This is a genomic window from Halomonas sp. 3H (assembly GCF_024206005.1).
GTDB classification, from domain to species: Bacteria; Pseudomonadota; Gammaproteobacteria; order Pseudomonadales; family Halomonadaceae; genus Halomonas; species Halomonas campaniensis.
Genome location: NZ_CP100360.1, coordinates 1,047,092 through 1,073,465, shown reverse-complemented (window position 1 = coordinate 1,073,465; position 26,374 = coordinate 1,047,092). Strand labels below are relative to the sequence as shown.

At 69.3% G+C, this 26,374-nt stretch carries 22 protein-coding genes; 6 read left to right on the top strand and 16 right to left on the bottom strand.

Translation table 11 applies throughout. The features are described from left to right. Nucleotides 1-57: 57 nt before the first annotated feature. Genes NFC98_RS05105 through NFC98_RS05095 form a run of 3 tightly spaced genes read right to left on the bottom strand, consistent with a single transcriptional unit; the run spans nt 58 to nt 5,865 of the window. Nucleotides 58-1,467: an efflux transporter outer membrane subunit gene (locus tag NFC98_RS05105; protein ID WP_254277059.1), complete on the bottom strand. Its 1,410-nt coding sequence runs from the start codon at nt 1,465-1,467 to the stop codon at nt 58-60. Next, nucleotides 1,460-4,606 carry an efflux RND transporter permease subunit gene (locus NFC98_RS05100; protein ID WP_254277058.1) on the bottom strand — a complete coding sequence of 1,049 codons (3,147 nt, stop codon included), beginning with the start codon at nt 4,604-4,606 and terminating at the stop codon, nt 1,460-1,462. The genes NFC98_RS05105 and NFC98_RS05100 overlap by 8 nt, the downstream gene beginning before the upstream one ends. Next, nucleotides 4,603-5,865 carry an efflux RND transporter periplasmic adaptor subunit gene (locus tag NFC98_RS05095; RefSeq protein WP_254277057.1) on the bottom strand — a complete coding sequence of 421 codons (1,263 nt, stop codon included), beginning with the start codon at nt 5,863-5,865 and terminating at the stop codon, nt 4,603-4,605. Before NFC98_RS05095 ends, NFC98_RS05100 begins: the two co-directional genes overlap by 4 nt. 485 nt (nt 5,866-6,350) lie before the next feature. On the opposite strand from NFC98_RS05095, the gene NFC98_RS05090 reads away from it, so the two are divergent. Then, a complete protein-coding gene (locus tag NFC98_RS05090) occupies nt 6,351-7,265 on the top strand; it encodes an alpha/beta fold hydrolase (protein WP_254277056.1) in 915 nt (304 codons plus the stop codon). A 4-nt stretch (nt 7,266-7,269) separates the two neighbouring features. Here the strand turns inward: NFC98_RS05090 and NFC98_RS05085 are convergent, their stop codons facing one another. Continuing rightward, nucleotides 7,270-9,198, bottom strand: a complete 1,929-nt coding sequence (locus NFC98_RS05085; protein ID WP_254277055.1) for a sigma 54-interacting transcriptional regulator — start codon at nt 9,196-9,198, stop codon at nt 7,270-7,272. Between the two features lie 292 nt (nt 9,199-9,490). On the opposite strand from NFC98_RS05085, the gene NFC98_RS05080 reads away from it, so the two are divergent. Genes NFC98_RS05080 through cynS form a run of 4 tightly spaced genes read left to right on the top strand, consistent with a single transcriptional unit; the run spans nt 9,491 to nt 13,170 of the window. Then, nucleotides 9,491-10,912 (top strand): CmpA/NrtA family ABC transporter substrate-binding protein, encoded by a 1,422-nt coding sequence (locus tag NFC98_RS05080; RefSeq protein WP_254277054.1) that lies wholly within the window; start codon nt 9,491-9,493, stop codon nt 10,910-10,912. A 1-nt stretch (nt 10,913) separates the two neighbouring features. Next, nucleotides 10,914-11,774 carry a nitrate ABC transporter permease gene (ntrB, locus tag NFC98_RS05075; protein WP_254277053.1) on the top strand — a complete coding sequence of 287 codons (861 nt, stop codon included), beginning with the start codon at nt 10,914-10,916 and terminating at the stop codon, nt 11,772-11,774. 15 nt (nt 11,775-11,789) lie between these two features. Next, nucleotides 11,790-12,737 carry an ABC transporter ATP-binding protein gene (locus NFC98_RS05070; protein ID WP_254277052.1) on the top strand — a complete coding sequence of 316 codons (948 nt, stop codon included), beginning with the start codon at nt 11,790-11,792 and terminating at the stop codon, nt 12,735-12,737. Continuing rightward, a complete protein-coding gene (cynS, locus tag NFC98_RS05065; RefSeq protein WP_254277051.1) occupies nt 12,730-13,170 on the top strand; it encodes a cyanase in 441 nt (146 codons plus the stop codon). The genes NFC98_RS05070 and cynS overlap by 8 nt, the downstream gene beginning before the upstream one ends. 4 nt (nt 13,171-13,174) lie before the next feature. Here the strand turns inward: cynS and NFC98_RS05060 are convergent, their stop codons facing one another. Together NFC98_RS05060 and NFC98_RS05055 are read right to left on the bottom strand one after the other, a co-directional pair. Further along, on the bottom strand, nt 13,175-14,020 hold the full coding sequence (locus NFC98_RS05060) for a fructosamine kinase family protein (RefSeq protein ID WP_254277050.1): 846 nt from the start codon (nt 14,018-14,020) through the stop codon (nt 13,175-13,177). 145 nt (nt 14,021-14,165) lie between these two features. After that, nucleotides 14,166-14,681, bottom strand: coding sequence for a fasciclin domain-containing protein (locus tag NFC98_RS05055; protein ID WP_254277049.1), 516 nt, complete (start codon nt 14,679-14,681; stop codon nt 14,166-14,168). 243 nt (nt 14,682-14,924) lie between these two features. Here NFC98_RS05055 and NFC98_RS05050 point away from each other — a divergent pair, with 243 nt between their 5' ends. Beyond that, nucleotides 14,925-15,236 carry a YqfO family protein gene (locus NFC98_RS05050; RefSeq protein WP_254277048.1) on the top strand — a complete coding sequence of 104 codons (312 nt, stop codon included), beginning with the start codon at nt 14,925-14,927 and terminating at the stop codon, nt 15,234-15,236. On the opposite strand, the gene NFC98_RS05045 is transcribed toward NFC98_RS05050, so the two are convergent. The 10 genes from NFC98_RS05045 to NFC98_RS05000 all read right to left on the bottom strand — a co-directional run bounded on the left by NFC98_RS05045 (nt 15,191) and on the right by NFC98_RS05000 (nt 26,311). After that, the gene (locus NFC98_RS05045; protein WP_254277047.1) at nt 15,191-16,708 is read right to left on the bottom strand and encodes a mannitol dehydrogenase family protein; all 1,518 of its coding nucleotides are present in this window, start codon (nt 16,706-16,708) and stop codon (nt 15,191-15,193) included. The two genes, NFC98_RS05050 and NFC98_RS05045, sit on opposite strands and share 46 nt — an antisense overlap. A 105-nt stretch (nt 16,709-16,813) precedes the next feature. After that, on the bottom strand, nt 16,814-17,764 hold the full coding sequence (gene tal / locus NFC98_RS05040) for a transaldolase (RefSeq protein ID WP_254277046.1): 951 nt from the start codon (nt 17,762-17,764) through the stop codon (nt 16,814-16,816). A gap of 51 nt (nt 17,765-17,815) precedes the next feature. After that, a complete protein-coding gene (gene xylB, locus NFC98_RS05035) occupies nt 17,816-19,303 on the bottom strand; it encodes a xylulokinase (protein WP_254277045.1) in 1,488 nt (495 codons plus the stop codon). Then, nucleotides 19,303-20,790, bottom strand: a complete 1,488-nt coding sequence (locus NFC98_RS05030) for a mannitol dehydrogenase family protein (protein ID WP_254277044.1) — start codon at nt 20,788-20,790, stop codon at nt 19,303-19,305. Before NFC98_RS05030 ends, xylB begins: the two co-directional genes overlap by 1 nt. Before the next feature lie 52 nt (nt 20,791-20,842). Next, nucleotides 20,843-21,481, bottom strand: coding sequence for a nucleoside triphosphate hydrolase (locus NFC98_RS05025; protein WP_254277043.1), 639 nt, complete (start codon nt 21,479-21,481; stop codon nt 20,843-20,845). Nucleotides 21,482-21,634: 153 nt separating this feature from the next. Next, entirely contained in the window at nt 21,635-22,423 is a 789-nt protein-coding gene (locus tag NFC98_RS05020) for an L-iditol 2-dehydrogenase (RefSeq protein WP_254277042.1), read from the bottom strand. Between the two features lie 36 nt (nt 22,424-22,459). Continuing rightward, complete coding sequence (locus NFC98_RS05015) at nt 22,460-23,128, bottom strand: HAD family phosphatase (RefSeq protein ID WP_254277041.1); 669 nt, start codon at nt 23,126-23,128, stop codon at nt 22,460-22,462. A gap of 9 nt (nt 23,129-23,137) precedes the next feature. Then, nucleotides 23,138-24,283, bottom strand: a complete 1,146-nt coding sequence (locus NFC98_RS05010; RefSeq protein WP_254277040.1) for an ABC transporter ATP-binding protein — start codon at nt 24,281-24,283, stop codon at nt 23,138-23,140. 205 nt (nt 24,284-24,488) lie between these two features. After that, nucleotides 24,489-25,349 (bottom strand): carbohydrate ABC transporter permease, encoded by an 861-nt coding sequence (locus tag NFC98_RS05005; protein ID WP_183330524.1) that lies wholly within the window; start codon nt 25,347-25,349, stop codon nt 24,489-24,491. A 74-nt stretch (nt 25,350-25,423) separates the two neighbouring features. Beyond that, a complete protein-coding gene (locus NFC98_RS05000; RefSeq protein WP_254277039.1) occupies nt 25,424-26,311 on the bottom strand; it encodes a carbohydrate ABC transporter permease in 888 nt (295 codons plus the stop codon). Between the last annotated feature and the right edge of the window lie 63 nt (nt 26,312-26,374).

Below are 26,374 nucleotides of genomic sequence, written 5' to 3'. Positions count from 1 at the left end.
AGGATAGTCATCCGCGAGCGTGGCGCGCCCACGGATGACATGGCTGGCCCTCCCGGCTCAGCCGTCGACCTGCCAGCCGCCGCCCAGCGCCTTGAACAGCGTGGCGGTGGCGGTCAGGCGGTCGCGCATCGCCTCGGAGAGCGCCAGCTCCGCGGCGAGCAGCGCGCGCTGGGCATCGAGCAGCTCGATGAAGCCCACGAACCCCTCCCGATAGCGCACCTCGGCCAGTTCCAGGGTCCGCTCGAAGGCCGCCACCTGACGACGCGTCGCCTCGACCCGCTCGCCGCTGGTCTCGTAGGTGACCAGGGCGTTGCGCACCTCGTTGAAGGCCTGGGCCACGGTGGCGCGATACTGGATCTCCGCCTGCTCGGCCAGGGCTTCGGCGGTGTCGATGCGCGAGGCGCTGCGCCCGAAGTCGAACAGCGGCCCCATCACCGTGGCGGAGAGCCCCCAGGTGCCGGCCGCCGAGGTGAAGAGATCGCCGGCATCGCCGGCCGCCGTGCCGAGCAGACTCCCCAGGTTGAAGCGCGGCAGACGGCTCGCCTCGGCCACCCCGATGCCGGCATTGGCGGCGATCAGCCCCGCCTCGGCGGAGCGGATGTCGGGGCGGCGAGCCAGCAGCGCCGAGGGCAGCACCGCCGGCACGCCGTCGGGCAGGGCGATCGCCTCCAGGCGGGTGTCGCCATAGTCCAGCTCGGCCATCAGCTCGGCGGGCGTCATCCCCACCAGCAGCCCCAGCGCCCCCTCCAGCACCCTGACCCGCTCACGCTGGGAGGGCAGCTGGGCCAGGGTCGACTCCAGCTCCGACTGGGCCTGACGCAGGGCCAGCTCGTCGCTTTCGCCCACGTCGAAGCGCAGCTGCTCCAGCCGGAAGGTCTCCTCGCGGGATTCCGCCGTCGCCTCGGTGATGCGCAGCTGGCGCTGGGCGCTGCGCAGGTCGAAGTAGGTGGCCACCACGTCGGCGATGACGTTGAGGCGCACCGCGTCATGGGCGAAGGCGCTCTGCTCGAGCTGGGCCTCGGCGATCTCGCGCTCGCGGGCCAGGCGCCCCCACAGGTCGAGCTCATAGTCGAGCACGCCGGCCAGGGAGAAGGTGTTGTCGGTGCTCTCCCCGAAGGGCGACAGGGTCCCCGGGGTTCGCTCGCGGGACGCCTCCGCCTGGGCATTGACCGAGGGCAGTTGCTCGGCGCGGGCCAGCCCGAGCCGCGCCCGGGCCTCCTGGATCCGCGCCAGCTGCAGGCGCAGCTCCAGGTTGTCGTCCACCGCCCGCGTCACCAGGGCATCCAGGTGCGGGTCCTCGAACTGACGCCACCACTGCTGCCAGCCGGCGCGGGCCTCATCGCCGAGCAGCACGTGTTCGGGCCACTGCTCGGGCAGGTCGAGTGCCGGGGGCCGGTAGTCGGGCCCCACGGCACAGCCGGCCAGCAGGGCGGTGAAGAGCAGCAGAACAGGCACGGCCTTACGCATGGGTCGTCTCCTTCTGGGCCCGGTCCGCCTTGCGGCCGCGGCGCCAGCTGGCGAGGTCCTCCATCACCTTGTAGGCCAGCGGCACGAAGATCAGCGCCAGGGAGCTGGCCAGGATCATGCCACCCACCACCACGGTGCCGATCTCCTGGCGGCTGTTGGCACCGGCCCCGCTGGCGAACACCAGCGGCAGGGTGCCGATGATGAAGGTCAGGGCCGTCATCAGGATCGCCCGGAAGCGCTGGCGCGCAGCGGCCAGGGCGGCCTCGGTAGAGCTTTTCCCCTCGCGGCGGTTCTGGGCGGCGAACTCCACGATCAGGATGGCGTTCTTGGCCGCCAGGCCGATCAGCACCAGCAGGCCCACCTGGAAGTAGATGTCGTTGGGGAAGCCCCGCAGCATTGCCGCCAGTGCCGCCCCCAGCACCCCGAAAGGCACCGCCGTGGCCACCGCCAGCGGCAGCGACCAGCGCTCGTACTGGGCGGCCAGGATCAGGAACACCATCAGCAGGCCCAGGCCGAAGGCCAGGCCACCGGCACCGGCCGCGGCGTCGAGCTGGTAGGCCTCGCCGGTCCAGCCCAGCATCACGTTGCCGCTCGCCAGCACCTCGGCGGCCACCTCCTCCATGGCGTCCTTGGCCTGGCCGGTGGTGTAGCCGGGTGCCGCATCGGCCAGGAACTTGGCGGCCGAGTAGACGTTGTAGCGGTTGAGGATGTCCGCCCCGGCCTCCCGGGTCAGGGTCACCACCGAGCTGAGCGGGATCATCTCGCCGGACTCGGAGCGCACGAAGACCTTGTTGAGGTCCTCCGGCCGGCTGCGGAACTCGCCCTCGGACTGCAGGTTCACCTGCCAGTTGCGCCCGGCCAGGGTGAAGTCGTTCACGTAGAGCGAACCGAAGGTGCTCTGCATGCTGGCGAAGACATCGTTGACCGGGACGCCCATGGCGCGCGCCTTCTCGCGGTCCAGCTCGGCACGGTAGCGCGGGATCGAGGTGTCCAGGGTGGTGCGGGCGTTGGTCAGCTCGGGGCGCTCGTTGGCGGCGGCGGCCAGCCGGCCGGCCAGCTCGGCCATCTCCTGGGGCGTGGTCTCGCCGCGCACCTGCAGGTAACCCTCCACCCCGCCGGTCAGCGACAGGCCCATGATCGGCGGCGGGGCGAAGGAGATCACCAGCGCCTCGGGAATGCCGCCGCCCATGCCCATGATCCGGCCGGTCAGCGACTGGGCATCCTGGCCGGGACCCTCGCGCTCGCTCCAGTCGGCCAGGTTGGCGAAGCCCACCCCGGTATTGGTACGCAGGGCGCCGGCGATGATGTCGAAGCCGGCGAAGGAGGTGAACTCGTCGACCTCGTCCATCTCCAGCAGCATCGACGAGACCTGGTCGCGTACCGCTTCGGTGCGCGGCAGCGCCGACACCTGGGGCAGCTGGTAGACGACTAGCGCCACGCCCTGATCCTCCTGGGGCACCAGGCCCGGCGGCAGGCGCGACATGGCGAACAGCGTGGCGGCAATCACCCCGATGAACAGCACGATGCCGATCACCGCGTGACGCAGCAGCTTGCCGACCAGCCATCCGAAGCCGGCGGTGAGCCGGTCGAATCCGGCATTGAACCACTGGAAGGGCTTCGCCACGGTGTGCGACTGCTTGTCCAGCAGCAGCGCGCACATGGCCGGGGTCAGGGTCAGCGCCACCACGCCGGAGACCACCACGGAGACCGCGATGGTGACCGCGAACTGACGATAGAGCTCGCCGGTCAGGCCGCCCAGGAAGGTCACCGGCGCGAACACCGCCACCAGCACCAGGGTCGAGGCGACCACCGCACCGGCCACCTGCTTCATGGTCTCGATGGAGGCCTCGCGAGCCTTCATGCCCTTCTCGTTGATCAGACGGTCGACGTTTTCCAGCACGATGATGGCGTTGTCCACCACGATGCCGATGGCCAGTACCAGGCCGAACAGCGTCAGCAGGTTGACCGAGAAGCCGAAGGCCAGCATGCCGGCGAAGGTGCCGATCAGCGACACGGGAATGGCCGCCACCGGGATCAGGGTGGCCCGCCAGTGCTGGAGGAACAGGAAGGTGACCACCACCACCAGCCCCACCGCCATCAGCAGGGTGATGAACACCTCGCGGATGGAGATCTCGACGAACTCGGTGGTGTCGTAGGGCACCGTGTAGGTGAGCCCCTCCGGGAAGCGGTCGGACATGCCCGCCAGGGTCTCGTGCACCGCCTCGGCGGTCTCCAGGGCATTGGCGCCCGGCTGCAGGTAGACGCCCATGGGCACGGCGTTCTGTCCGTTGTAGGTGGCCGAGAAGGCGTAGTTCTGTGAGCCCAGCTCGGCGCGAGCCACGTCGCCCAGCCGCAGGGTGCTGCCATCCTGCTCGGCGCGCAGGATGATCGACTCGAACTCCTCGGGGTCGGAGAGCTGGCCGCGGGTGGTGACCGAGAAGGTGAAGGCCTGCCCCGGGGGTGACGGCTCGGCACCGAGGCTGCCGGCGGCGAACTGGGCGTTCTGCTCGCGAATCGCCGCGGCCACGTCGTTGGGCGTCAGGTCATACTGGGCCAGCTTGTCCGGTGACAGCCAGACGCGCATGGAGTAGTCCTGGGCGCCGAACAGCGAGGCGTCGCCGACCCCGGGAATGCGCACCAGTTCGTCGAGCACGTTGAGCAGCGCGTAGTTGGACATGAACAGCACGTCGCGGCTGCCGTCCGGGGAGAACAGTACCGGCACCATCAGGATATTGCTGGAGCGCGCCTCGACCCGCACGCCCTGGTCGCGCACCTGCTGGGGCAGGCGGGCGGTGGCGGCCTGCACGCGATTGTTGACGTTGATGGCGGCCTGGTCCGGGTCGGTGCCCATCTCGAAGGAGATGGTGATCTGCAGGCTGCCGGAGTCGGTGGAGGTCGACTCCATGTAGAGCATGTTGTCGACGCCATTGATCTCCTGTTCCAGCGGCGCGGCTACCGCCTCGGCGATCACCTCGGCGCTCGCCCCCGGGTAGTTGGCCTGGACCACCACCTGGGGCGGCACCACGTCGGGGTACTGCTCCACCGGCAGGGCGCGCAGCGCCGCCAGGCCGGCCAGCACGATGAGGATGGAGATGACCGAGGCGAAGATCGGCCGATCGATGAAGAACCTGAGCATCATGCCTCCTCGTCGGCGTCGTCCGCTTCATCAGCTTCATCCGCGTCGTCGGCGTCGTCCGGCAGCGCCTCGGCGGCCGTCTCGGTGCCGTCGACCTCATCGGCGGACTCTGCCTCGCTGGCCTGCACGGTCATGCCGTCCTGCAGGGTCACCAGGCCGCTGACCACGATGCGATCGCCGGCCTCGAGGCCCGACAGCACCACCTGACGGCCATCGACGATGGGGCCCAGTTCGACGTTGCGCGCCTGGGCGGTGTCGTCCTCGACCACGAAGAGACGCGGCCCCTCGGGGCCCTGGCCGACCCCCTCCTGGGGCACCAGGAAGACCTCGTCGAGCTCCTGCACCAGCACCCGCACGCGCACGAACTGGCCGGGCACCACCATGCCCTCCGGGTTGGGGAACACGGCACGAGCCGAGACGCTGCCGGTGCGCGGGTCGATGGTGCTGTCGGTGAAGTCGAGCAGGCCGGGCTCGGCGTATTCGCTGCCGTCGGGCAGGGTCAACCAGGCCTCGCGGGGCGCCTCCGCCTCGGCGTTGCTCATGGCCCGGCGGGCGGCCCGCTGCAGGGCGGCATCACGCTCCGGCAGGGAGAAGCGCACGTGGATGGGGTCCTGCTGGGTCACGCTGGTCAGCAGGGTGCCGCGCTCGATCAGGCTGCCCTCGGGGAAGCTCTCGAGGCCGGTCAGCCCGGCCAGCGGCGCGCGCACCTCGGTGTAGCTGAGGTTGAGCTCGGCATTGGCCACGCCGGCCTCGGTCAGCGCCAGGCGCGCCTCGGCCAGCTCGCGGGCGGAAAGGGCGCTGTCGCGCTCGCGCTCGCTGACCGCGTTCTGGTTGAACAGCGTCGAGATGCGCTGCCACTCGCGGTTGGCCTGGTTCAGCTCGGCCTGTGCGTTGGCCCGCTCGGCCTCGGCGCGCGTGAGGGCGATCTCGTAGGGCTCGCGATCGATACGGAACAGGGCCGCGCCCTCCTCGACCACCTGGCCCTCGGTGTAGAGGCGCTCCTCAAGGATGCCATCGACCCGGGCGCGCACCTCGACCTCGCGGGAGCCCCGGGCCCGCGCGGCATACTCCTCGATCACCTCCACGCTGCGCGGCTCCACACCCACCACCACCACGGGAGGCGGAGGACGGTCACCGCCGCCCATGGGGCCGCCGGCCTGCTCGCCGTTGTCCTGCCCGCAGGCAGCCAGGCCAACGGCCATCAGGCCCACCAGCGCCAGGGTTCTCAGGGGCGCGTGCCCCACCGGGGGTACCAATCGCATGAATGCCTCCACTCAGGGTCGTGTCATCGGGCGCGGTCACCGCTCGGGCGCACCGTCAGGGGTTCGCGAATAGCGGGCAATTATAGCTACATTCATGTATGTATACTAGCCACCCGAGAATCTTTCCTACTTGCCGGCACCGCCGAACGCAGCGCAATAATGCATTGCAGCATAGTCACCGCCCGCGCATCCTGCCGTCGGCTCGCCTCGCAAAAAAAAACCGCCCTCGGGGCAAGGGCGGAATAAAGCAGGGGATTGCAGACGGAGCTTGAATCATCAACGCGGAGTACGTCGTTCAAGCCGGGAGGGGCTGATGCCTCCCTCACTAAAATCCTAGACAACCATAATCATTTGTTCAAGACCTGTATAGGATTGAGGACGCACCGGGGCCTGACCTGCCGCTACGGACGCTTCCGGCGACCTCGAACTGGCGCCACGGGTCGGCTATGCTGCCTTGCCGCATGAACCGCCGCAGGGAGTCGCCCATGGATGCGCTGGAACTGGTGAAGGTCGAACAGCTGGAGGTCGCGGTGCGCGTCTGGCACCCCGAGGCGCCCCGGACGGTCGTGGCCTGGCATGGCCTGGCCCGCCACGGCGGCGACTTCGAGGACTTCGCCCGGGCACTGGGTCCCGCCTGGCGAGTGCTCGCCCCCGACACCCCGGGACGGGGCCTCTCGGGCTGGCCGCTCTTCCCTGCCCACGACTACCTCTATTCGCGCTACACCGCCCTGGCCATCGCCCTGCTCGACCACTTCGCCCTCGACAGCGTGCCCTGGGTGGGCACCTCCATGGGCGGGCTGATCGGCATGCTGCTGGCGGCGGACCCCGAGACGGCCCCGCGCATCGAGCGCCTGGTGCTCAACGACGTGGGACCGGAGCTGGACCCCCAGGGCCTCGCCGACCTGGGCCGCTACTTCGCCGCCCCCCACCGCTTCATCCGCTTCGGCGACCTGGAGGCCGAGCTGCGCCGCCACTATGTCGGGTTCGGCATCGACAGCGACGACGCCTGGCGGCGACTGGCCCTGGGCAGCGCACGCCGGCTGCCCGACGGCAGCTGGACCTACCACTACGATCCCCGCATCGGCGAGCAATTCATCCACGACACCCCCCGCGACACCTGGGCCGACTGGCGGGCCATCCGCTGCCCGCTGATGGTGGTGCGTGGCGCCGAATCGCCGCTGCTGCGCCGGAACAGCGTGGCGAAGATGGCCGAGGCCCAGCCGGGCCTGGTCACGCTGGAGGTCCCCGACTGCGGCCACGCCCCCATGCTCGACCGGGCGGCCCAGGTCGTCCCCATCGCCGACTTCCTCGAACGGGAGAGGGAGGCCCTGATGCCGGCCACGCCGGAGGCACCCGCCTCCCGCTGGTGGCGGCGCCTGCTCGCGCGACTGAAAGGCTAGCCTCTCATCTCGCCCTGAAATCCCGGGGGTCGATCGCCCACGCCTTGAGGCGCGAGCGCAGGGTCGTGGGCTTGACGCCCAGCAGCTCGGCGGCCCCGCCCGGCCCCGACACCTTGCCGCCGCACGCGCGCAGCGCCGCTAGCGCACTCTCGCGCTGGCGGCTCGCCAGCTCGTGCTCGGTGAGCAGCGCGGGTTCGGCCGGCGCCGGTGCCTGCCGGGGCGACGGGGCAGATTCGGCGCTGGACGGGCCGGCCAGCGGCGGACCGGCGGCCGGGCTCAGGTCATCGAAGGCCAGCACGCGGCCCTGGGCGACGATCACCTGGCGCTCGATCACGTTCTCCAGCTCGCGGATGTTGCCCGGCCAGGGGTAGCGCTTGAGCACCTCCAGCTGGGACGGGGGAATGCGCACCCCGGGCTTGTTGAACTTCTGGCAGGCGCGGATCAGGAAGTGCCGCGCCAGCAGGGGCACGTCCTCGCTGCGCTCGCGCAGCGGCACCGAGGCGATCGGGAAGACATTGAGGCGGAAGTAGAGGTCCTCGCGGAACGACCCCGCCGCGACCATCTCGCGCAGCTCGCGGTTGGTCGCGGCGATCACCCGCACGTCCACCTGCCGCGTGCGGTTGTCGCCCACCCGCTCGAACTGCTGCTCCTGCAGCACGCGCAGCAGCTTGCCCTGCAGCTCGAGGGGGATCTCGCCGACCTCATCGAGGAACAGCGTGCCGCCGTCGGCGAGCTCGAAGCGCCCCGGCCGGTCGTTGACCGCCCCGGTGAAGGCGCCCTTCACATGGCCGAAGAACTCGCTCTCGAAGAGGTCGCGGGGGATGGCGGCGCAGTTGACCCGGATCAACGGCCGGCCGCCGCGCGGGCCCCCGGCATGGATGGCCCGCGCGATCAGCTCCTTGCCGGTCCCCGATTCGCCGCTGATCAGCACGTTGGCATCGGTGGGCGCCACCAGCGCGATCTGGCGCACCAGGTGGGCCACGGCCGAGCTCTCGCCGACGATCTCGCGATGGTTGAACTCGGCCTTGATCTCCTCCTGCAGGTACTGGTTCTCCAGCTCCAGGCGCTGCTTGAGCGACTCCACCTCGGCCAGGGCATCGCGCAGCTGCTGCTCGGCCCGCTTGCGCTCCGAGATATCGCGAAACAGCACCACGGCCCCCACCAGTCGCCCCATCTCGAAGATCGGCGTGCTGGTGTACTCCACCGGAATCGCCTCGCCGTTCTTGTGCCAGAACACCTCGTCGTCGACCCGGTGCACCTGGCCATCGCTGAAGGAGGCGTGGATCGGGCACTGCTGCACCGGAAAGTGGCGTCCGTCGGCCTGGGTATGGTGGAACAGCTGGTGGGCATCGTGACCCACCATGTCCTCGCTGCTCCACCCCAGGATCCGCTCGGCGGCCGGGTTGACGAAGGTGGTGCGGCCCTCGGCGTCCAGGCCGTAGATGCCCTCCCCCGCGGCGCCGAGGATCAGCTGGTTCTGCCGCTCGATGCGCTCGAACACCTGCTCGACCCGCTCCCAGCCCACCTGGCCGCGCCGATGCTGGCGCCCCAGGTCGGCCCTGGCGCGGCGCTGCTCCGCCTTCTGGCGGTCCACCAGGGTCAGCAGCAGACGCCCTTCGTCGAGCGCCTGGGCCTGGGCCTCCACGTGGCGGGGCTGGCGCTTGAGGTCGAGGATCACCAGGTCGTCCGACCAGGCAGGCGATCGGGTGAGGGCCTCATCGGTGAAGCTGACCCACAGCGGCAGCGAGGCGCCGAGGCGGTGGCTGAACGGTAGCCGGGCCAGGGCCTCGGCCTCGCCGCCCAGCAGCCGGCAGGCCGCCGCATTGGCGCCCAGCAGCCGGTCGGCCACCGGGTCGATGACCACCAGCGCCTGGGGCGCCCGGGCGAAGGCCTCCTGGACAAGGGATGGCGGGGGAGCATCGGGCAGGGGCATGACGGCACTCGCATCGGGACGGATGCCTCATCCATACAATCCCCGGGCCAATGACGAGAAATCGTCAAGATTTCAGCGAGATCTCGTTATTGGCGAGATCTCGTCACCGCTGGCCAGCCGAGCGCGCCGGGTGAGATCGACTGCCAAGCCCATGAAAAAACATCGCTATTCATCGCCAAGCCCGACATGGCACGCGCTTCGCAAGTTTAACCATGAACGGCCCATCCGCGATCCCGTTGCACCGATCCGGAGCATGAGTGGCCCTCCCCTGCACCAGCGAAGCGAGACGACCATGAACAACGACCACAGCAGTCTGGGTAACCCCTTCGATCACCGGCAGTCCCTGGTCCATGGACGCGGCTGCGACTGCGCGACCTGCACCGACGAACAGCGGGCGGCCGCCACGCTCTCCTCCTCCGACAGCGCCGACGCCCCGGCGTCCTCCGCCCCGTCACAGCAGGAGGCGATGATGGACCGGATGGTGGAGAGCGCCCTGGTGCGCGGCATGTTCGGCCACAGCGACATGCACCGCCGCCAGTTCATGAAGCTGGTGGGCGGCGGCACCGTGGCCGCCGCCCTGGCCAGCCTGTTCCCCATGGACGCCATCAAGGCGGCGGTGAAGGAGGACCTGGGGCCGCTGGAGAAGACCCGCCTGGATGTCGGCTTCGTGCCGATCACCTGTGCCACGCCGATCATCATGGCCCACCCCATGGGCTTCTATGAGCGCTACGGACTGGACGTCTCGGTGATCAAGACCGCCGGCTGGGCGGTGGCCCGCGACAAGTCGCTCAACCGCGAGTACGACGCCGCCCACATGCTGACGCCGATGCCCCTGGCCATGACGCTGGGCGCGGGCTCCAACCCCGAGCCCTTCATCATGCCCGCCGTGGAGAACATCAACGGCCAGGCGATCGTGCTGCACAACGACCACCAGGACAAGCGCGACCCACGGCAGTGGAAGGGCTTCACCTTCGGCGTGCCCTTCGAGTACTCGATGCACAACTTCCTGCTGCGCTACTACGTCGCCGAGCACGGCCTCGATCCCGACCAGGACATCCAGATCCGGGTGATCCCGCCCCCCGAGATGGTCGCCAACCTGCGGGCCGGCAACATCGACGGCTTCCTCTCGCCGGACCCCTTCAACCAGCGCGCGGTGTTCGAGCGCATCGGCTTCATCCACCTGCTGACCAAGGAGATCTGGGACGGCCACCCGTGCTGCGCCTTCGCCACCAGCCAGCGCTTCGCCACCGAGAACCCCAACACCTATGGCGCCCTGCTGCGGGCGATCATCGACGCCACCCAGTACTCCTCGAACCCCGAGAACCGCTCGGAGATCGCCGAGGCCATCGCCCCCACCAACTACCTCAACCAGCCGGTCACGGTGATCGAGCAGGTGCTCACAGGCACCTTTGCCGACGGCCTGGGCGAGGTGCAACGGGTGCCCGACCGCATCGACTTCGACCCCTTCCCCTGGCACTCCATGGCGGTGTGGATCCTCACCCAGATGAAACGCTGGGGCTACATCGAGGGGCACGTGGACTACCAGCAGGTGGCCCGCGACGTCTACCTGGCCACCGATGCCGCCGCGGTGATGCGCGAGCTCGGCTACGACGCCCCGGAGGAGACGGCGCGCAACTACCAGATCATGGGCAAGACCTTCGACTACACCCAGCCCGAGGCCTACCTCGAGAGCTTCGACATCAGGAGGAGCTGACATGGACCGCACCACCACCGAATGGAAGTTCAGCCTCAACGTCCGCGCCGCCCTGCTGGCCGTGCTGATCCTGGTCGCCGGGCTGGGGCTGTGGGAGGGGCTCAACCGCGCCCCGGTGATGGGGGGCGTCGGCGCCGAGCTCAGCGAGTACGAGCTGCTGATGGGCGGCGCCGACGACACGGCCCGGGTGCCGCCCCCCTCGCAGATCTTCGAGCGGGCCTGGGAGGAGCTCTCCAACCCCTTCTATGACGCCGGCCCCAACGACAAGGGGATCGGCATCCAGCTGGGCTACTCGCTCTACCGGGTGCTATCCGGCTACCTGATGGCCGCGGTGATCGCCATTCCGATCGGTTTTTTGATCGGCATGTCGCCGCTGATGTACAAGGCGCTCAACCCCTACATCCAGGTGCTGCGCCCGATCTCGCCGCTGGCCTGGATGCCCCTGGCGCTGTTCATCATCCGCGACTCCGAGGCCTCGGCGATCTTCGTGATCTTCATCTGCTCGATCTGGCCGATGCTGCTCAATACCGCCTTCGGCGTGGCCGGCGTGCGGCAGGACTGGGTCAACGTGGCCCGCACCCACGAGCTCTCGCCGATGAAGACCGCCTTCAAGGTGATCCTGCCCGCCGCGGCCCCGACCATCCTCACCGGCATGCGCATCTCCATCGGCATCGCCTGGCTGGTGATCGTGGCCGCCGAGATGCTCGTGGGCGGCACCGGCATCGGCTACTACGTGTGGAACGAGTGGAACAACCTCGACCTGACCAGCGTGATCTTCTCGATCCTGATGATCGGCGTGGTCGGCATGCTGCTCGACCTGGCGCTGTCGACGGTCGCGCGACTGGTCACCTATCAGGAATAACCCCGGGAGAGAGACATGAGTCATGCCTTCGTGGAAGTCCAGCAGGCCGCCAAGCGCTTTCCCGGCGCCCGCGGCGAGGAGGACCTGACGGTCTTCGAGAACGTCAGCTTCCAGCTCGACAAGGGGGAGTTCGTCTGCATCATCGGCCACTCCGGCTGCGGCAAGTCGACCATCATGAACGCCCTGGCCGGGCTCGACAGCCTGAGTGACGGCGCGATGATCATGGATGGCCGAGAGATCCAGGGACCGAGCCTGGAGCGCGGCGTGGTGTTCCAGAACTACAGCCTGCTGCCGTGGCTCACCGCCCTGGAGAACGTGCGCTTCGGGGTCCGTGCCCGCTGGAAGGCCTGGGACGAGGCCCGGGTCACCGAGCACAGCCTCGAGTACCTGGCGATGGTGGGGCTCGAGGGCGTCGAGGACCGCAAGCCGGCCCAGCTCTCGGGCGGCATGCGCCAGCGGGTCAGCATCGCCCGGGCCTTCGCCACCAAGCCCGAGCTGCTGCTGCTCGACGAGCCCTTCGGCGCACTGGATGCCCTGACCCGCGGGGTCATCCAGGACGAGCTGGTCAAGATCTGGAGTCAGGACCGCCAGACGGTGTTCATGATCACCCATGACGTGGACGAGGCGATCCTGCTGGCCGACCGTATCTTCCTGATGACCAACGGCCCCCAGGCCCGCATCGCCGAGGCGGTGGAGATCGACCTGCCCCGCCCCCGCGCCCGGGCCGAGATCGTCAAGCACCCGCACTTCTACCGGATCCGCAACTACCTGGTCGATTTCCTGGTGAATCGCTCGGGAGAGCTGCGCACCGCCGACCTCGACCGCCGCGGCCTGCACTACCCCCGCGCGGTCAACCCGGTCGCCGAGTCGACGACCGATTCCGACAGCGCGGATGCCCCGTCATCCGCTTCCGCTACCGACAAGCTGGTCAAGTTCACTCCCAAGGAGACACACCATGGATAAGCTCGAGATGCGCCACACCCTGCTCGCCGCCAAGGCCCGCAAGAAGATGAGCTGGGACGACATCGCCACCGCCGTGGGCATGTCGCCCGTCTGGGTGGCCTCCGCCTGCTACGGCATGAACAGCGCCAGCCACGAGGTCGCCCACAAGCTGTGCGATGTCCTCGGCGTCGAGGCCGAGGCCGCCGAGGCCCTCCAGGCCTTCCCCACCAAGGCCTGGGACGAGGCGATCCCCCAGGACCCCTTCATCTATCGCCTCTACGAGGTGGTGGGGGTCTACGGCGAGACCCTCAAGGACGTGGTCCAGGAGAAGTTCGGCGACGGCATCATGAGCGCCATCGACTTCACCATGGAGGTCGACAAGGTCGAGGATCCCAAGGGCGACCGCGTGCTGCTGAAGATGAGCGGCAAGTTCCTGCCCTACAAGTCTTGGTAAACGGCTAGGCCTGGTAGGCCGCAAGCCGCGCCACCGCGCGCTCCACCGCCTGGCGGTAGCCGCCGCCGAACAGCAAGAGGTGGTTGAGCAGCGGATAGAGCTGGAACAGCGTCTCGCGCCTCGGCCAGTCGGCCGGGGCGCGGCCGTTCCAGTAGGCCTCGAGGAAGGCCTCGCCGGGGGCGCCGAACAGCGTCAGCATGGCCAGGTCCACCTCGGGATAGTGGCGATAGACCGCCGGGTCGATGACTGCCGGCCCCCGCGGGGTGAAGAGCACGTTGCCGGACCACAGGTCGCCATGCAGAAGACTCGCCGGCGCGTCCGGGAGCCAGGCCTCGAGGCCGTGGGCGATGGCCTCCACCCGAGCGCGCAACCGCTGATCCATCAGGCCTCGCGCCTGGCAGGCCTCGGCCAGTGGCAGCAGCCGCCGCTCACGCTGGAAGGCGCGGCCGTCGACGAGCGGCGCATTGGGCTGGGGCGTGCGCCCGCAGGCGTTGTCCCGGGGCCAGCCGTGGGCCTCGCCGGTCACCGCGTGCTGCCGGCGCAGCCCCTCGCCCAGGGCCGCCTGGTCCCGGCGTCGGCGCGGTGCGACCTCCAGGGCCTCCATCACCAACCAGCCCTCCCCCTCGGCCAGCACCTCGGGCACCCCCAGGCCGCTGCCGGCCGCCGCCAGCGCCCGCAGGCCATCCGCCTCGTCGGCCAGGCGTCGCGGGTCATCGCGCTTCACCACCACGTCACCGCCGCCGGTGGCCAGGCGATAGACCGCGGCGATATCCCCACCGCCCAGCGGGATCATCTCGCCGCGCGGGGTCAGCCCGGCCGATGCCAGCAGCACCTCGAGCGCCCTCTCCATGCTCACCTCCTGTCGCATCGACCACCGCGACAGCCTCGCGGCCGGCCGGGCGACGTGTCAATGGTCACCCGCCCAAGAAGAAAAAAGCCGCCCCGAAGGACGGCAAGAGCAAGGGACTGGGCGGGGCCGAGACCCCGGAGATGGCTCACTCGGGCAGGAGCACGCCATCGATGACATGGATCACGCCGTTGCTGGTCTCGATATCGGCCTGGATGACGGTGGCGTCGTTGATCATCACGCTGCCATCCATGGTGGTGATGGTGATCGACTGGCCCTGGACCGTCTCGGCACTCTCGAGGCCCATGGCGTCCTCGGCCATCACCTTGCCGGCCACCACGTGGTAGGTGAGGATCGCCTGCAGGGTCTCCTGATTCTCGGGCATCAGCAGCTCCTCCAGGGTACCTTCGGGCAGGGCGGCGAAGGCCTCGTCGGTGGGGGCGAAGACGGTGAAGGGCCCTTCGCCCTTGAGGGTGTCGACCAGGCCGGCGGCCTCGACGGCGGCCACCAGGGTCTCGAACTGTCCCGCGGCGACGGCGGTGTCGACGATGTCGGCAGACGCTTCGTCGTGTCCGTGGTTGCCGGCCTGTACCGCGCCCGCCATCATCAAGCCGGCCAGACCGGCGCCGATCCACTGGGTTGCTGCGACCTTGAACATCTTCATGCTGGCTTCCTCGTTGCTAAGACCTTCCCATTGCTTGGGACGTTGGTGGTGCGTTGTGCAGTGGCCAGTCGAGGAGGCGACACCGCCATCCTGTACATGGACATACTATTTGTACATGTCTTGGATAATAAGTTCGACGCCGCGGGGATTTTTTTCGTCATGCCTGCCGAGGGGCTGACGCGGCCCGGATCGCTGTGGCACAAGGAAGGCTCCACTCACGTGAATTCCCATCGGGAGGGCAACATGTACAAGCTGGCCTTCTTCGTTCCCGTGGCGGAGGCCGAGGCGGTCAAGGAGGCCGTGTTCGCCACCGGCGCGGGACGCATCGGCGACTACGAGGCGTGCAGTTTCCAGACCCGGGGCACCGGGCAGTTCCGCCCGCTGGCCGGCGCCAACCCGCATATCGGCCGGGTCGGCGACCTGGAGCGGGTCGAGGAGCTCAAGGTGGAGCTGGTCTGCGAGGACCGGCTGATCCGCGAGGCGGTGGCGGCGCTCAAGGCCGCTCACCCCTACGAGGAGCCGGCGTTCGACGTGTGGAAGCTGGAAACGCTGTGAGCCCCCGAGTCCACATAGCGCCGCACCGCCGCCCGGGGGCCGTGGTCGTGGATGACCGCGAGCCATCCCGCCAGGGCCGCCAGCAGTGCCCGGGAATCGACCAGGTCATCGAAGATCTCGCGGACCGCCAGGAAGGCCTGAGGATCCCGGCGAGCCCGTCGCGCCCCCTCCTTCAGCCGTGACGACAGGGGGTCCGAGAGTGCCGGCACGCCATGGCCCTCGCCCGCCTTCCGGCAGGAGTGGCACCACAGGGCCAGTTCGAGCGCCAGGCCCTCGATGGGCCGGCCCCTGGCGATGGCGTCGCGGATCGCCGGGAGCACGAACTTCGGCTGTCGTGTCGATCCATTGGCGCAGAGCCGGGCAACGGTGTCGCCGACCTCGGCATTGCCGAAGCGCTCGAGGACGCTGTCCAGATAGGCCTGGTAGTCCACCCCCTCGACCTCCTTCAGGAGGGGAATGATCTCCCGCTGCTGAAGGGCCAGCAGCCAGTCACGGATATCCGGGTCCGCCATGGCATGATGCACATGACGATACCCCAGCAGGGCCGCCAGATAGGCGATGCTGGCATGCCCCGCGTTGAGGATCCTCAGCTTCATCGTCTCGTGGCGAGAGACGTCGTCCACGAACTGGACGCCGACGTTCTCCCACGGGGGGCGCCCGGCGCAGAAGCGATCCTCGACCACCCACTGCCGGAAAGGCTCGCAGACCACCGGGGCGGCATCCCGGATGCCGAAGCGATGGCAGACCAGTTCCCGCTCACGGGCGGTGGTGCGCGGCGTGATGCAGTCGACCATCGAATTGGGAAACGTCACCTCCCGCCTGATCCAGGCGGCCAGGTCAGGGTCGATGAGCTCGGCCAGGCCGACTACGACGCTGCGCGTCACCGCGCCGTTGCCGGGGAGGTTGTCGCAGGAGAGCACCGTGAAGGGCCCAAGCCCCCTGGCCCGACGCTCGGCCAGCGCCCTGACCAGCATGCCGAACAGGGTCCTGGGCTGCGCCGGGGCCGCGGCATCGGCCCGGATCCGTGGATGGTCCAGGTCGAACCGGCCGGTGGCCGTGTCGAGGAAGTACCCTCCCTCGGTGATGGTCAGCGAGACGATACGGATACGCGGGTCGCACAGCGCCTTGACGATGGCCGCAGGCGCCACGGGAACGAAGTCGACCATGGCGCCCACCACCCTCGCCGAGCTCCCCCCGGGGTCGAGGTCGACGATGGTGGAGAGCCAGTCCTGCTGCTGCAGGCGCCGGCGCATCCGGGTATCCGCCGGCATCACGCCGGAGCCGACGATCGCCCAGTCGTGGGCCTCGCCTCGCTCGAGCAGGCGATCCAGGTACACCGCCATGTGCGAACGGTGAAAATTGCCCAGGCCGATATGCAGGATCCCCGGCGCCAGCCCGCGCCGGTCATAGGCCGGCACCCCGACGTCCTGGCCGAGGGCGGCAAGGGTCTGCTCCGCGAGTGGCAGCGCCATGGGATCTCCTCCTGACCCTGCAGCGGGCCGGGCGATGTCGGTCGCTGACATTATCCGCATATCAGGCCGATCGCGCACCCGGGCTCGGCACGACGCCTTCGCCCCTCAACCGAGCCGCTCGGCGAGGCGCGACTCCAGGGTGCGCTGGTCCTCGTCGAAGCGGCGGATGCCCTCGGCCAGCTTGTCGTTGGCCATGGCATCCTGGTTATGGCCCCAGCGGAAGGCGGGCTCGTCCAGGGGTGCCGGGCGCTCGCCGGCGGCGGGGATGGTCACTGCCGGGGCCACCTCGCCCTCCTCGGCCGCCAACTCCTCGAGCAGCGCCGGCGAGATGGTCAGCCGCGGGCAGCCGGCCAGGGCCAGCACCTGGCCGACGGTGCGGAAGCTCGCCCCCATCACCACGGTGTCGTAGCCGCCACGGCCGGCGCGCTCGCAGACCCCGCGCACGAAGCGCACGCCCGGATCCTCGTCGGGGGCATAGTCCCGGCCGGTCGCCTGCTTGTACCAGTCGGTGACCCGGCCCACGAAGGGTGAGACCAGGAAGACCCCGGCATCGAAGCAGGCCTGGGCCTGGGCCTCGCTGAACAGCAGGGTCAGGTTGCACTGGATGCCCTCGCGCTCCAGGCGTTCGGCGGCGCGAATGCCCTCCCAGGTGGAGGCCAGCTTGATCAGCACGCGATCGCGACCCACGCCACGGCGGTCGTAGTGCTCGATCAACTCATGGGCCTTGCGCACGCTGGCCTCCTCGTCGAAGGAGAGCCGTGCCGCCACCTCGGTGGAGATGCGCCCGGGGATGTGCCGAGCGATCTCGGTGCCCTTGGCCACGGCGAGGCGGTCCACGGCGCGCTCCACCCGCGTCTGTCGGTTCTGGAACTCGGCCTTCACGGCGGCGAGCTCCTCGTCGATCAGCGACTGGTAGCCCGGCAAATCGAAGGCCTTGAGCAGCAGCGAGGGATTGGTGGTGGCGTCATGGGGCCGATAGCGCCTGATCGCCTCCAGGTCGCCGGTGTCGGCGACCACCAGGGAGTGGGTCTTGAGGCTGTCGAGTCGGGTCGTCATGGAGTTCTCCTCGTGTTCAGTAAGGGCGGATAGCGATGCGATGGGTGGGGCTCAGGTCACGGCGTGACGCTCGGCCAGGGCGCGGCGGTAGCGGGCGTACACTTGGTCATAGGCGGCAACGTGGTTGGCGTCGGGCTCAGCCCGGGACGCCTCGTCGAGGGTCACCAGGCGCTCGCAGAGCTCGGCGAGCTCACCGTCCCCCTTGCCGGCGCGATGGCACCAGGCCGCCTGCAGGGCGGCCCCCAGGGCCGCGGCATCGGTGACCGCGGGGCATACCACCCGGCTGCCGGTGACGTCGGCCACCATCTGCCGCCAGGCCGCGCTCCTGGCGCCGCCGCCGATCAGGCGAATCTCGCGAACGCCCTCGGCCAGGCTCCCGAACTGCTCCAGGCCGTAGCGCAGGCCCAGGGTCGCGCCCTCCATGGCCGCCCGACACAGGTTGGCCTGGGTGACATTCAGGCCGGTCAGGCCATCGAGGCTGGCGGCGGCCTCCGGCAGCATGGGCACCCTTTCGCCATTGAAGAAGGGCAGCATCGTGATCCCCCCGGCGCCGATGGGGGCCGCGGCCACCCGTTCGCCGAAGGCGGCGAGGTCCAGGCCGAACAGCTCGCGGACTCGCGTGGTGGCGGAGGTGACGTTCATGGTGCAGACCAGCGGCAGCCAGCCCCCGTGGCTGGCACAGAAGTTGGCGACCAGAGGGTTGTCCACCACCGGCTCCGGGGAGTAGGCGCAGAGGGTGCCCGAGGTGCCGAGGCTCAGGGTCATCAGGCCGGGACGAATGTTGCCGGTCCCGATGGCGCCCAGCATGTTGTCGCCTCCCCCGCTGGAGACCAGGATGCCCTCGGGGAGCCCCAGCTCGCGGGCCGCTGCGCCACGCAGGGTGCCGGCCGGCTCGCGGGACTCGATCAGCCGCGGCAGGACCCGTGCGGGATCGAGCTCCGGGGCGATCTCGGCCAGGACGTCGTGGCGCCAGCGCCGGGTGCGGGTATCGAAGTAGCCGGTGCCGGAGGCATCGCCGGCCTCGGCCACCCGCTCGCCGGTGAGCCAGAAGTTGAGGTAGTCATGGGGCAGCAGCAGGGTGGCGATGCGCCCGTAGGCCTCGGGGTGCACCTCGCGCAGCCAGGCGACCTTCGACGCGGTGTAGCCGGTCTGCAGCACCAGCCCCAGCCGCTCCAGGCAGCCCGCCTCCCCGCCCAGGCGCTCGACCAGGTCGGCGTTCCAGGGCGCGGTCTCGGTGTCGCACCACAGCTTGGCCGGGTGCACCGGCTCGCCGGCGGCGTCCAGGGCCACCAGGCCGTGCTGCTGGCCGGAGACGCCCATGGCGCGGATCGCCCGGGCATCGATGCCGGCCCGCGACACCGCTTCCCTGAGCGCACCGCCGAGCGCTTCGATCCACTGCGCGGGAGACTGCTCGCGGCGGCCGCCCTCCTGCTCATCCAGGCGGTGCGGCCGGCTCGCCTCGCCCAGCAGGCGTGCGCCGTCGACATCGATCACCACCACCTTGGTGCTCTGGGTCCCGCAATCCACGCCGATATACATCAGGCCCCCTCTCGGGTCGTCGCCAGCGTCTCCAGGGTGGCACGGGCACCGCGCTCGTGGAGCGAGGCCAGCGCCCACAGGTAGGCCTCGCGGAAGCGAGCTTCCTCGGCCAGGTCACCGAACAGCTCGCGGTTCTCGATAAAGGCGGTGGGCCGGGTCTGGTTCTCGGCGGCGATGGCCATCAGCTCGTCCCGCAGGCGATCCACTACCTCGATGGGCCGGCCCTGCTCGTCGACGCCCTCGACATAGCGCGCCCAGCTGGCCACCACCGCGGCGCTGCAGCGGATCTGGCCACCGGCGGCCAGCTGCTCGCGAATGACCGGTACCAGCCACTTGGGGATGCGATCCGAGCTCTCGGCGCACAGCCGCGCCAGGGTGTCTCGCACCTCGGGGTTGGCAAAGCGCTCGATCAGCGTCTGGCGGTAGCGCTCCAGGTCGATGCCCGGCACCGGGGCCAGGGTGGGCGAGGCCTCTTGGCGCATGTAGTCGAGCAGGAAATCGACGAACAGCGGGTCCTGGCACACCTCGTGGGCATAGCGGTAGCCCGCCAGGGTGCCGAAATAGGCCAGCGCCTGGTGGCTGGCATTGAGCAGGCGAAGCTTCATCAGCTCGTAGGGCACCACGTCGTCGACCAGCTGCACCCCGGCTGCCTCCAGCGGTGGCCGGCCGGCCACGAAGTGATCCTCCAGCACCCACTGGGTGTAGGGCTCGCAGACCACCGGCCAGGCGTCCTCGATGCCGAAGCCTTCCCTCAGCTCGGTGATGTCGGCCTCGCTGGTCACCGGGGTGATGCGGTCCACCATGGCGTTGGGGAAGGCCACCTCACTGGCGATCCAGTCGGCGAGCGCCGGATCCCGGGCGCGAGCATAGGCGCAGAAGGTTTCCCTGGCCACCTCGCCGTTGCCCTGGATGTTGTCGCAGGACATCACCGTAAAGGGGGCGAGCCCCCTCTCCCGCCGCCGCGCCAGCCCCTCGACGATCATCCCGAAGGTGGTCTTCGGCGCTTCGGGGTGCTCAAGGTCGTGGCGGATATCGGGGTTGTCGAGGTCGAACTCGCCGCTGACCGGGTGGAAGTTGTAGCCCCCCTCGGTGACGGTCAGCGAGACGAGGCGGATCGCCGGGTCGGCCAGCCGCTCCACTACCGCCGCCGGGTCGTCGGGGGCGAACAGGTAGTCCACCAGGCTGCCGATGACGCGGGGCTCGCGGCGGCCGTCCGGGTGCTTCACCACCAGGGTGAAGAGGTGATCCTGGGCGGCCAGGGCCGCCTGCATGCGGCGATCGCCGGCCATGACACCGACGCCGACGATGCCCCAGTCCAGCGCCTCGCCGCGATTCATCAGCGCATCGAGATACATGGCCTGGTGGGCACGGTGGAAACCGCCGACCCCGAAGTGGACGATGCCGGGCGTGACACGGCCACGGTCATAGGCCGGCGTGGCGACCGCGGGGGCCAGCCGGCCCAGGTTGGCGTTGTTGAGTCGGGTCATAGGGGATCTCCGGCCGAGCCGGGCTCGGCTTGGTGGGCCCGGGGCATGGACATCAGCGCCACACCACGTCGGGCTGAATGGAGTGCGACTTGACCAGTCGCGCGTTGAGCATGTCCTTGTGGCGCGCCTTCTCCCGGGCGCCGACAGGGTCCTGGCCCATGTCGATCCAGCGCTCGATCAGGCGCCGCTCCAGGGTGGCGTCGTCGACCTCGAGCATCACGCGCAGGTCGAACAGGCCATGCAGCCCGGCCCAGGGCGCCTGGTCGAGCAGCAGGTAGTTGCCCTCGACGATGACGATGCGATGCTCGGGGGCCACCAGTCGGCCACCCGCTCGAGCCAGGTCCAGGGGACGATCGAACACCGGCACCGCCACGCTGGCATCGGTGAGACGGATACGCTCCAGGTCATGCCTGAGCCCGTCACAGTCGAAGGTCTCGGGTGCCCCCTTGACGGGGAGCAGCCCCAGGGGCTCGAGCACGGCATTGTCGAAGTGGTAGCCGTCCATGGGCACCACCACGACCTGTCCCGGTCGCCGAGCCTCGATAGCCCGATGGAGCTGCTCGGAGCGGTGGGACTTGCCGGCACCGGGGGGGCCGGCCAGGGCCACCAGCAGGCGCTGACGCCCCTCGGCAAGGGCGAGGATCCGCTGGGTGACCTCGGGCAGGGAGTCGGCGTGGGGCGCGGATGGCATGGCATCACTCCTCGTCTGTCGCATCGGTCGCGGGTCTCGCCGCGACCGGATCGGCGTCTCGGCCGGTCAGGGCATTGGCGGCCGGGGTCTCGTCGATACGCTGGCGCACGGCCCGGCGGCGAGATCGCCGACGGGGGCGATCTCGGGCCGGGATCAGCTCATCCAGTTGCCGCCGTCGACGTTGAGGGTCTGGGCGACGACATAGTCGCTGTCGTCGGACGCCAGGAAGACCGCCGGCCCGGCGTAGTCCTCCGGCCGCCCCATGCGCCCGTAGGGCACCGCCTCGCCCACCAGGCGCTTCTTCTCGCCGAGGGGGCGCTTCTCGTAGCGGGCGAAGAGCGCATCCACCTCCTCCCACATGGGGGTGTCCACCACCCCGGGCGCGATGCCGTTGACGCGGATGCCGTGCTCGATCAGGCCCAGGGCGCAGGACTGGGTCAGGCTGATCACCGCCGCCTTGGTCGCGCAGTAGGTGCTCACCAGCGCTTCCCCGCGGCGCCCGGCCTGGGAGGCCATGTTGATGATCGCCCCGCCCTGGCCACGCGACACCATCGCCCCGGCGACGGCCTGGAGGGTGAAGAAGAGGCCCTTGACGTTGACGGCGAACTGCCGGTCGAAGCTCGCCTCGGTCACCTCCAGCACCGGCTCCATGCCGAAGACGGCGGCGTTGTTGACCAGGATGTCGATGCCGCCGAAGCGCTCGCCGACGCTTGCCACCATGGCGTCGATCGACTGGCGGTCGCAGACATCCAGGCGCACGCCCATCAGCCGCTCGGCGGCATGCCCTTCGTCCTGCAGGGTGCCCAGGGCGTCGTCGATGGCGCCCTGGTCGATATCGGCAATGACCACACAGGCCCCCTCCTCCCCATAGGCGCGGGAGATGGCAAGGCCGATGCCACGGGCCCCCCCGGTGACGACGGCGATCTTGTTCTCGAGTTTCATGAGTCGTGTCTCGCTCTGCTGAGATGATGGAGTGGGTCAGGCCGAGTGCCGCGCCGCGCCCACCAGGGCCGGCAGCTCCTGCATGTGTTCGATGACGCGCCAGGCGCCGGCGGCGACCAGGCGCCGGTCCTGGCCGGGCTGCACGTGGCTGGCACCGGTGAAGCCGATCACCCGCATGCCGGCGGCATAGGCGGCGGTGACCCCGGAGACGCTGTCCTCCACCACCAGGCAGCGCTCCGGGACCACGCCAAGCGTCGCGGCCGCCAGGCGGTAGAGGGCGGGGTCCGGCTTGGGCCGTTCCACCTGTTCGGCGGTGAAGATGGGAACCTCGCCGAGCACGGTGGCGAGTCCCGTGCTCCCCAGGGACGCGAGCACCCGCTGGCGTCGGCTGTTGGAAACCACCGCCCTGGGCAGGTCGATGGCGGCGATGGCCGCGGCCACCCCGGGCATGGCCCGCAGCTCCAGGGCCAGTCGCGCCTCGATGGTCTCGTCCACCCGCTCGGCAGCCCGAGGCGGAAGCCGGTGAGTGCTCAGCCCCTCCAGGTGGGCGAGGATATCGGCAGTGGTCATCCCCAGCGCCTGGCCGAGCGCGGCATCCGCATCGAGGTCGGGCAGCCACTCGCCGAGCAGCGCCACCAGGGTCGCCTCGGCGATCGCCTCGCTGTCCACCAGCACGCCATCGCAGTCGAAGATCAGGGTATCCATGGCTCTCCCTCAGGCACCGTCGGCGTCGGTCGCGGCCCGGTTGTCCTGGCGGCGCAGGCCGGCCAGGGGGTGGCGATCCAGGCTTGGCAGCGCCAGGCCCTGGCCGTCGAACAGGTGGCCGCGATGGGTCTCGAAGCCGAAGCGCACGCGGTCGTGCACCCGGTGGGCCACGTCGCCGTCGGCCATCAGGGTGATCAGGTCGTCGCTCATCTTTAGGTAGAGGGAGGTCTGGCCGCCGAGGCGCTCGATCACCTGGATCTCGCCCTCAAGGGGGCCGTCGTCATCGAGCACCAGGTGCTCGGGGCGGACACCCAGCTCCAGGGAGGAGTCGCTGGCCAGCCCGGCGCCATCCACCGGCACCCGGCAGCGTCGGCCGCCGGGCAGTGTCACCTCGACCCCATGGTCGTTCACGCCACTCAGCGAGACCGGCAGGAAGTTCATCTTCGGCGAGCCGATGAAGCCGGCCACGAAGCGGTTGCGGGGATGGTGGTAGAGCTCCATGGGCGAGCCCACCTGCTCCACCACGCCACCCTGCAGCACCACGATCTTGTCGGCCATGGTCATGGCCTCGATCTGATCGTGGGTGACGTAGATCATGGTGGCGTCGAGCTCCTCGTGGAGACGCGCCAGCTCGATGCGCATCTGCACCCGCAGGGCCGCATCCAGGTTGGAGAGAGGCTCGTCGAACAGGAAGATGCTGGGGTTGCGCACGATGGCTCGGCCGATGGCCACGCGCTGGCGCTGGCCGCCGGAGAGCGCCTTGGGCTTGCGGTCAAGCAGCGGCTCGAGCTGCAGGATCCGCGCCGCCTCGCGCACCTTCTCGCGGCGGGCCTCCTTGCCGACGCCGGCCAGGCGCAGGCTGAAGCCCATGTTGTCCTCGACGGTCATGTGCGGATAGAGGGCATAGCTCTGGAAGACCATGGCCAGGCCGCGGTCTGCCGGCCCCACCTCGTTGATGCGCTGGCCGTCGATGACCAGGTCCCCGGAAGTGGCACTCTCCAGACCGGCGATGATGCGCAGCAGGGTCGACTTGCCGCAGCCGGAGGGGCCGACGAAGACCACGAACTCCCTGTCGTTGACCTCCAGGTCGATGCCCTTGATGACGTCGGTATCGCCGAAGCTCTTGGTGACCTGCTTGAGTTGTAGCGTTGCCATGGAAAGGCTCCTTGATGACTTGACGGCGCCGAAGGTCAGGCCGCGGACCCTCTGTTTCTGTCGTTGGCGAGAGCACCAGCCGAAGATCCGCCCTCGGCGTCGTCGAAAACTTATTTCACCGCGCCGAAGGTGAGGCCGCGGACCATCTGCTTCTGTCGTTGGCGAGAGCACCAGCCGAAGATCCGCCCTCGGCGTCGTCGAAAACTTATTTCACCGCGCCGAAGGTGAGGCCGCGGACCATCTGCTTCTGGGTCAACCAGCCGAAGATGAGGATGGGCGCGACGGCCATGGTCGAGGCGGCCGAGAGCTTGGCCCAGAAGAGCCCTTCGGGACTGGAGAACGACGCGATATAGGCGGTCAGCGGGGCGGCCTGGGAAGAGGTCAGGTTGAGACTCCAGAAGGCCTCGTTCCAGCTCAGGATCACCGACAGCAGGCCGGTGGAGGCGATGCCCGGCAGCGTCAGCGGAATCAGCAGGTAGCCCACCTCCTGAAGGGTGCTGGCGCCGTCCATGCGCCCGGCCTCGAGGATGTCCCTGGGCAGGTCCTTGAAGAAGGTGTAGAGCATCCAGATGACGATCGGCAGGTTCATCAGGGTGTAGACGACGGTCAGCCCGGTGCGGGTATCCAGCATGCCGAGATCGCGGAAGATCAGGTAGATCGGCACCAGCACGCCCACCGGCGGCAGCATCTTGGTGGAGAGCATCCACAGCAGGGTGCCCTTGGTGCGCTTGGTGGGCAGGAAGGCCATGGAGTAGGCCGCCGGGATGCCGATCAGCAGCGCCAGCAGGGTCGACCCCACGGACACATAGACGCTGTTCCAGGCGAACTTGAGGTAGTCGGCGCGCGCATGCACCGCCTCATAGCTCTCCAGGGTCGGCGTGAAGAGGAGTGACGGCGTGGCGATGGCCTGGGCCTCGGTCTTGAAGCCGGTCAGGATCATCCACAGGATCGGGAAGAAGATGACGAAGGTGATCGTCCAGGCCAGCAGCGCCAGCCAGAGGCGCCGGTGGCGCGCCAGCGCGGCGCCGATGCCCTGACCGCCCAGCGCCTGCTGGGCCGGAGGCATCGCGGCCGTCGCCGGGCCGCTGGTGGGTGTCTTGTTGAACATCTTGTGACCTCGTTGCGTGTGTCGTGCCGGCATCAGTCTTCCAGGTTCCTGGCGACCATGCGGATCAGGAAGATCGCCACGATGTTGGCCAGGATGATGGCGATGACACCACCGGCGGAGGCGCCCCCGACATCGAACTCCAGCAGCGCGCGGATGTAGATCAGGTAGGCCAGGTTGGTGGTGGCCAGGCCGGGGCCGCCCGAGGTGGTGACGAAGATCTCGGCGAAGATGGTCAGCAGGAAGATCATCTGGATCATGATCACCACGCTGATCGCCCGCTTCAGGTGCGGCAGCGTGATGAAGAAGAACACCGCAATGGGGCCCGCCCCATCCATGCGCGCCGCCTCGACCTGGTCATCGTCCAGGGACTGCATGGCGGTGAGCAGGATCAACAGGGCGAAGGGCAGCCACTGCCAGGCGACGATGATGATGATCGACAACAGCGGGTAGGAGGAGAACCAGTCGATGGCCGGCAGGCCGAACAGGCCGGTGAACCAGGCCAGCACGCCGTTGACCGGATGCATCATCATGTTCTTCCACACCAGGGCACTGACGGTGGGCATGATGAAGAACGGTGAAATCGCCAGTACCCGGGCGATCCCGCGGCCGAAGAACTCCTGCTGGTAGAGCACCGCCAGCAGGGTGCCACCGATCACCGAGATCGCCAGCACCGAGCCCACCAGCACCAGGGTGGTGCCCATCGCCGACCAGAGGGCCGGGTCGGTCAGCAGGTAGCGGTAGTTCTCCAGGCCGGCAAACTGCTCCATGCCCGGCATCAGCAGGTTGTAGCGCTGGAAGGAGAACCACAGGGTCATCCCCAGGGGGATCAGCATCCAGATCAGAAGGAGCGTGACGGCCGGTGCCTGCAGCGAAAGGGAGCGCAGGCCACCGACGGTACGCCCGGAGGCACGCGTCGTCATGGGAGTTACCACTTGATGTCGGAGAGGAAGGGGCCAGCCGGCAACGCCGGCCGGCCCTGTCGC

What these genes read in the sequence shown, in the direction of transcription:
- NFC98_RS05050 (WP_254277048.1), top strand. Translation starts at nt 14,925, where the DNA reads ATGTACAAGCTGGCCTTCTTCGTTCCCGTGGCGGAGGCCGAGGCGGTC.
- NFC98_RS05060 (WP_254277050.1), bottom strand. Translation starts at nt 14,020, where the DNA reads ATGGAGAGGGCGCTCGAGGTGCTGCTGGCATCGGCCGGGCTGACCCCG.
- NFC98_RS05005 (WP_183330524.1), bottom strand. Translation starts at nt 25,349, where the DNA reads ATGCCTCCGGCCCAGCAGGCGCTGGGCGGTCAGGGCATCGGCGCCGCG.
- NFC98_RS05000 (WP_254277039.1), bottom strand. Translation starts at nt 26,311, where the DNA reads ATGACGACGCGTGCCTCCGGGCGTACCGTCGGTGGCCTGCGCTCCCTT.
- NFC98_RS05045 (WP_254277047.1), bottom strand. Translation starts at nt 16,708, where the DNA reads ATGGCGCTGCCACTCGCGGAGCAGACCCTTGCCGCCCTCGGCCAGGAC.
- NFC98_RS05070 (WP_254277052.1), top strand. Translation starts at nt 11,790, where the DNA reads ATGAGTCATGCCTTCGTGGAAGTCCAGCAGGCCGCCAAGCGCTTTCCC.
- NFC98_RS05055 (WP_254277049.1), bottom strand. Translation starts at nt 14,681, where the DNA reads ATGAAGATGTTCAAGGTCGCAGCAACCCAGTGGATCGGCGCCGGTCTG.
- NFC98_RS05090 (WP_254277056.1), top strand. Translation starts at nt 6,351, where the DNA reads ATGGATGCGCTGGAACTGGTGAAGGTCGAACAGCTGGAGGTCGCGGTG.
- NFC98_RS05105 (WP_254277059.1), bottom strand. Translation starts at nt 1,467, where the DNA reads ATGCGTAAGGCCGTGCCTGTTCTGCTGCTCTTCACCGCCCTGCTGGCC.
- NFC98_RS05100 (WP_254277058.1), bottom strand. Translation starts at nt 4,606, where the DNA reads ATGATGCTCAGGTTCTTCATCGATCGGCCGATCTTCGCCTCGGTCATC.
- ntrB (WP_254277053.1), top strand. Translation starts at nt 10,914, where the DNA reads ATGGACCGCACCACCACCGAATGGAAGTTCAGCCTCAACGTCCGCGCC.
- NFC98_RS05095 (WP_254277057.1), bottom strand. Translation starts at nt 5,865, where the DNA reads ATGCGATTGGTACCCCCGGTGGGGCACGCGCCCCTGAGAACCCTGGCG.
- xylB (WP_254277045.1), bottom strand. Translation starts at nt 19,303, where the DNA reads ATGTATATCGGCGTGGATTGCGGGACCCAGAGCACCAAGGTGGTGGTG.
- NFC98_RS05080 (WP_254277054.1), top strand. Translation starts at nt 9,491, where the DNA reads ATGAACAACGACCACAGCAGTCTGGGTAACCCCTTCGATCACCGGCAG.
- cynS (WP_254277051.1), top strand. Translation starts at nt 12,730, where the DNA reads ATGGATAAGCTCGAGATGCGCCACACCCTGCTCGCCGCCAAGGCCCGC.
- NFC98_RS05020 (WP_254277042.1), bottom strand. Translation starts at nt 22,423, where the DNA reads ATGAAACTCGAGAACAAGATCGCCGTCGTCACCGGGGGGGCCCGTGGC.
- NFC98_RS05025 (WP_254277043.1), bottom strand. Translation starts at nt 21,481, where the DNA reads ATGCCATCCGCGCCCCACGCCGACTCCCTGCCCGAGGTCACCCAGCGG.
- tal (WP_254277046.1), bottom strand. Translation starts at nt 17,764, where the DNA reads ATGACGACCCGACTCGACAGCCTCAAGACCCACTCCCTGGTGGTCGCC.
- NFC98_RS05030 (WP_254277044.1), bottom strand. Translation starts at nt 20,790, where the DNA reads ATGACCCGACTCAACAACGCCAACCTGGGCCGGCTGGCCCCCGCGGTC.
- NFC98_RS05015 (WP_254277041.1), bottom strand. Translation starts at nt 23,128, where the DNA reads ATGGATACCCTGATCTTCGACTGCGATGGCGTGCTGGTGGACAGCGAG.
- NFC98_RS05085 (WP_254277055.1), bottom strand. Translation starts at nt 9,198, where the DNA reads ATGCCCCTGCCCGATGCTCCCCCGCCATCCCTTGTCCAGGAGGCCTTC.
- NFC98_RS05010 (WP_254277040.1), bottom strand. Translation starts at nt 24,283, where the DNA reads ATGGCAACGCTACAACTCAAGCAGGTCACCAAGAGCTTCGGCGATACC.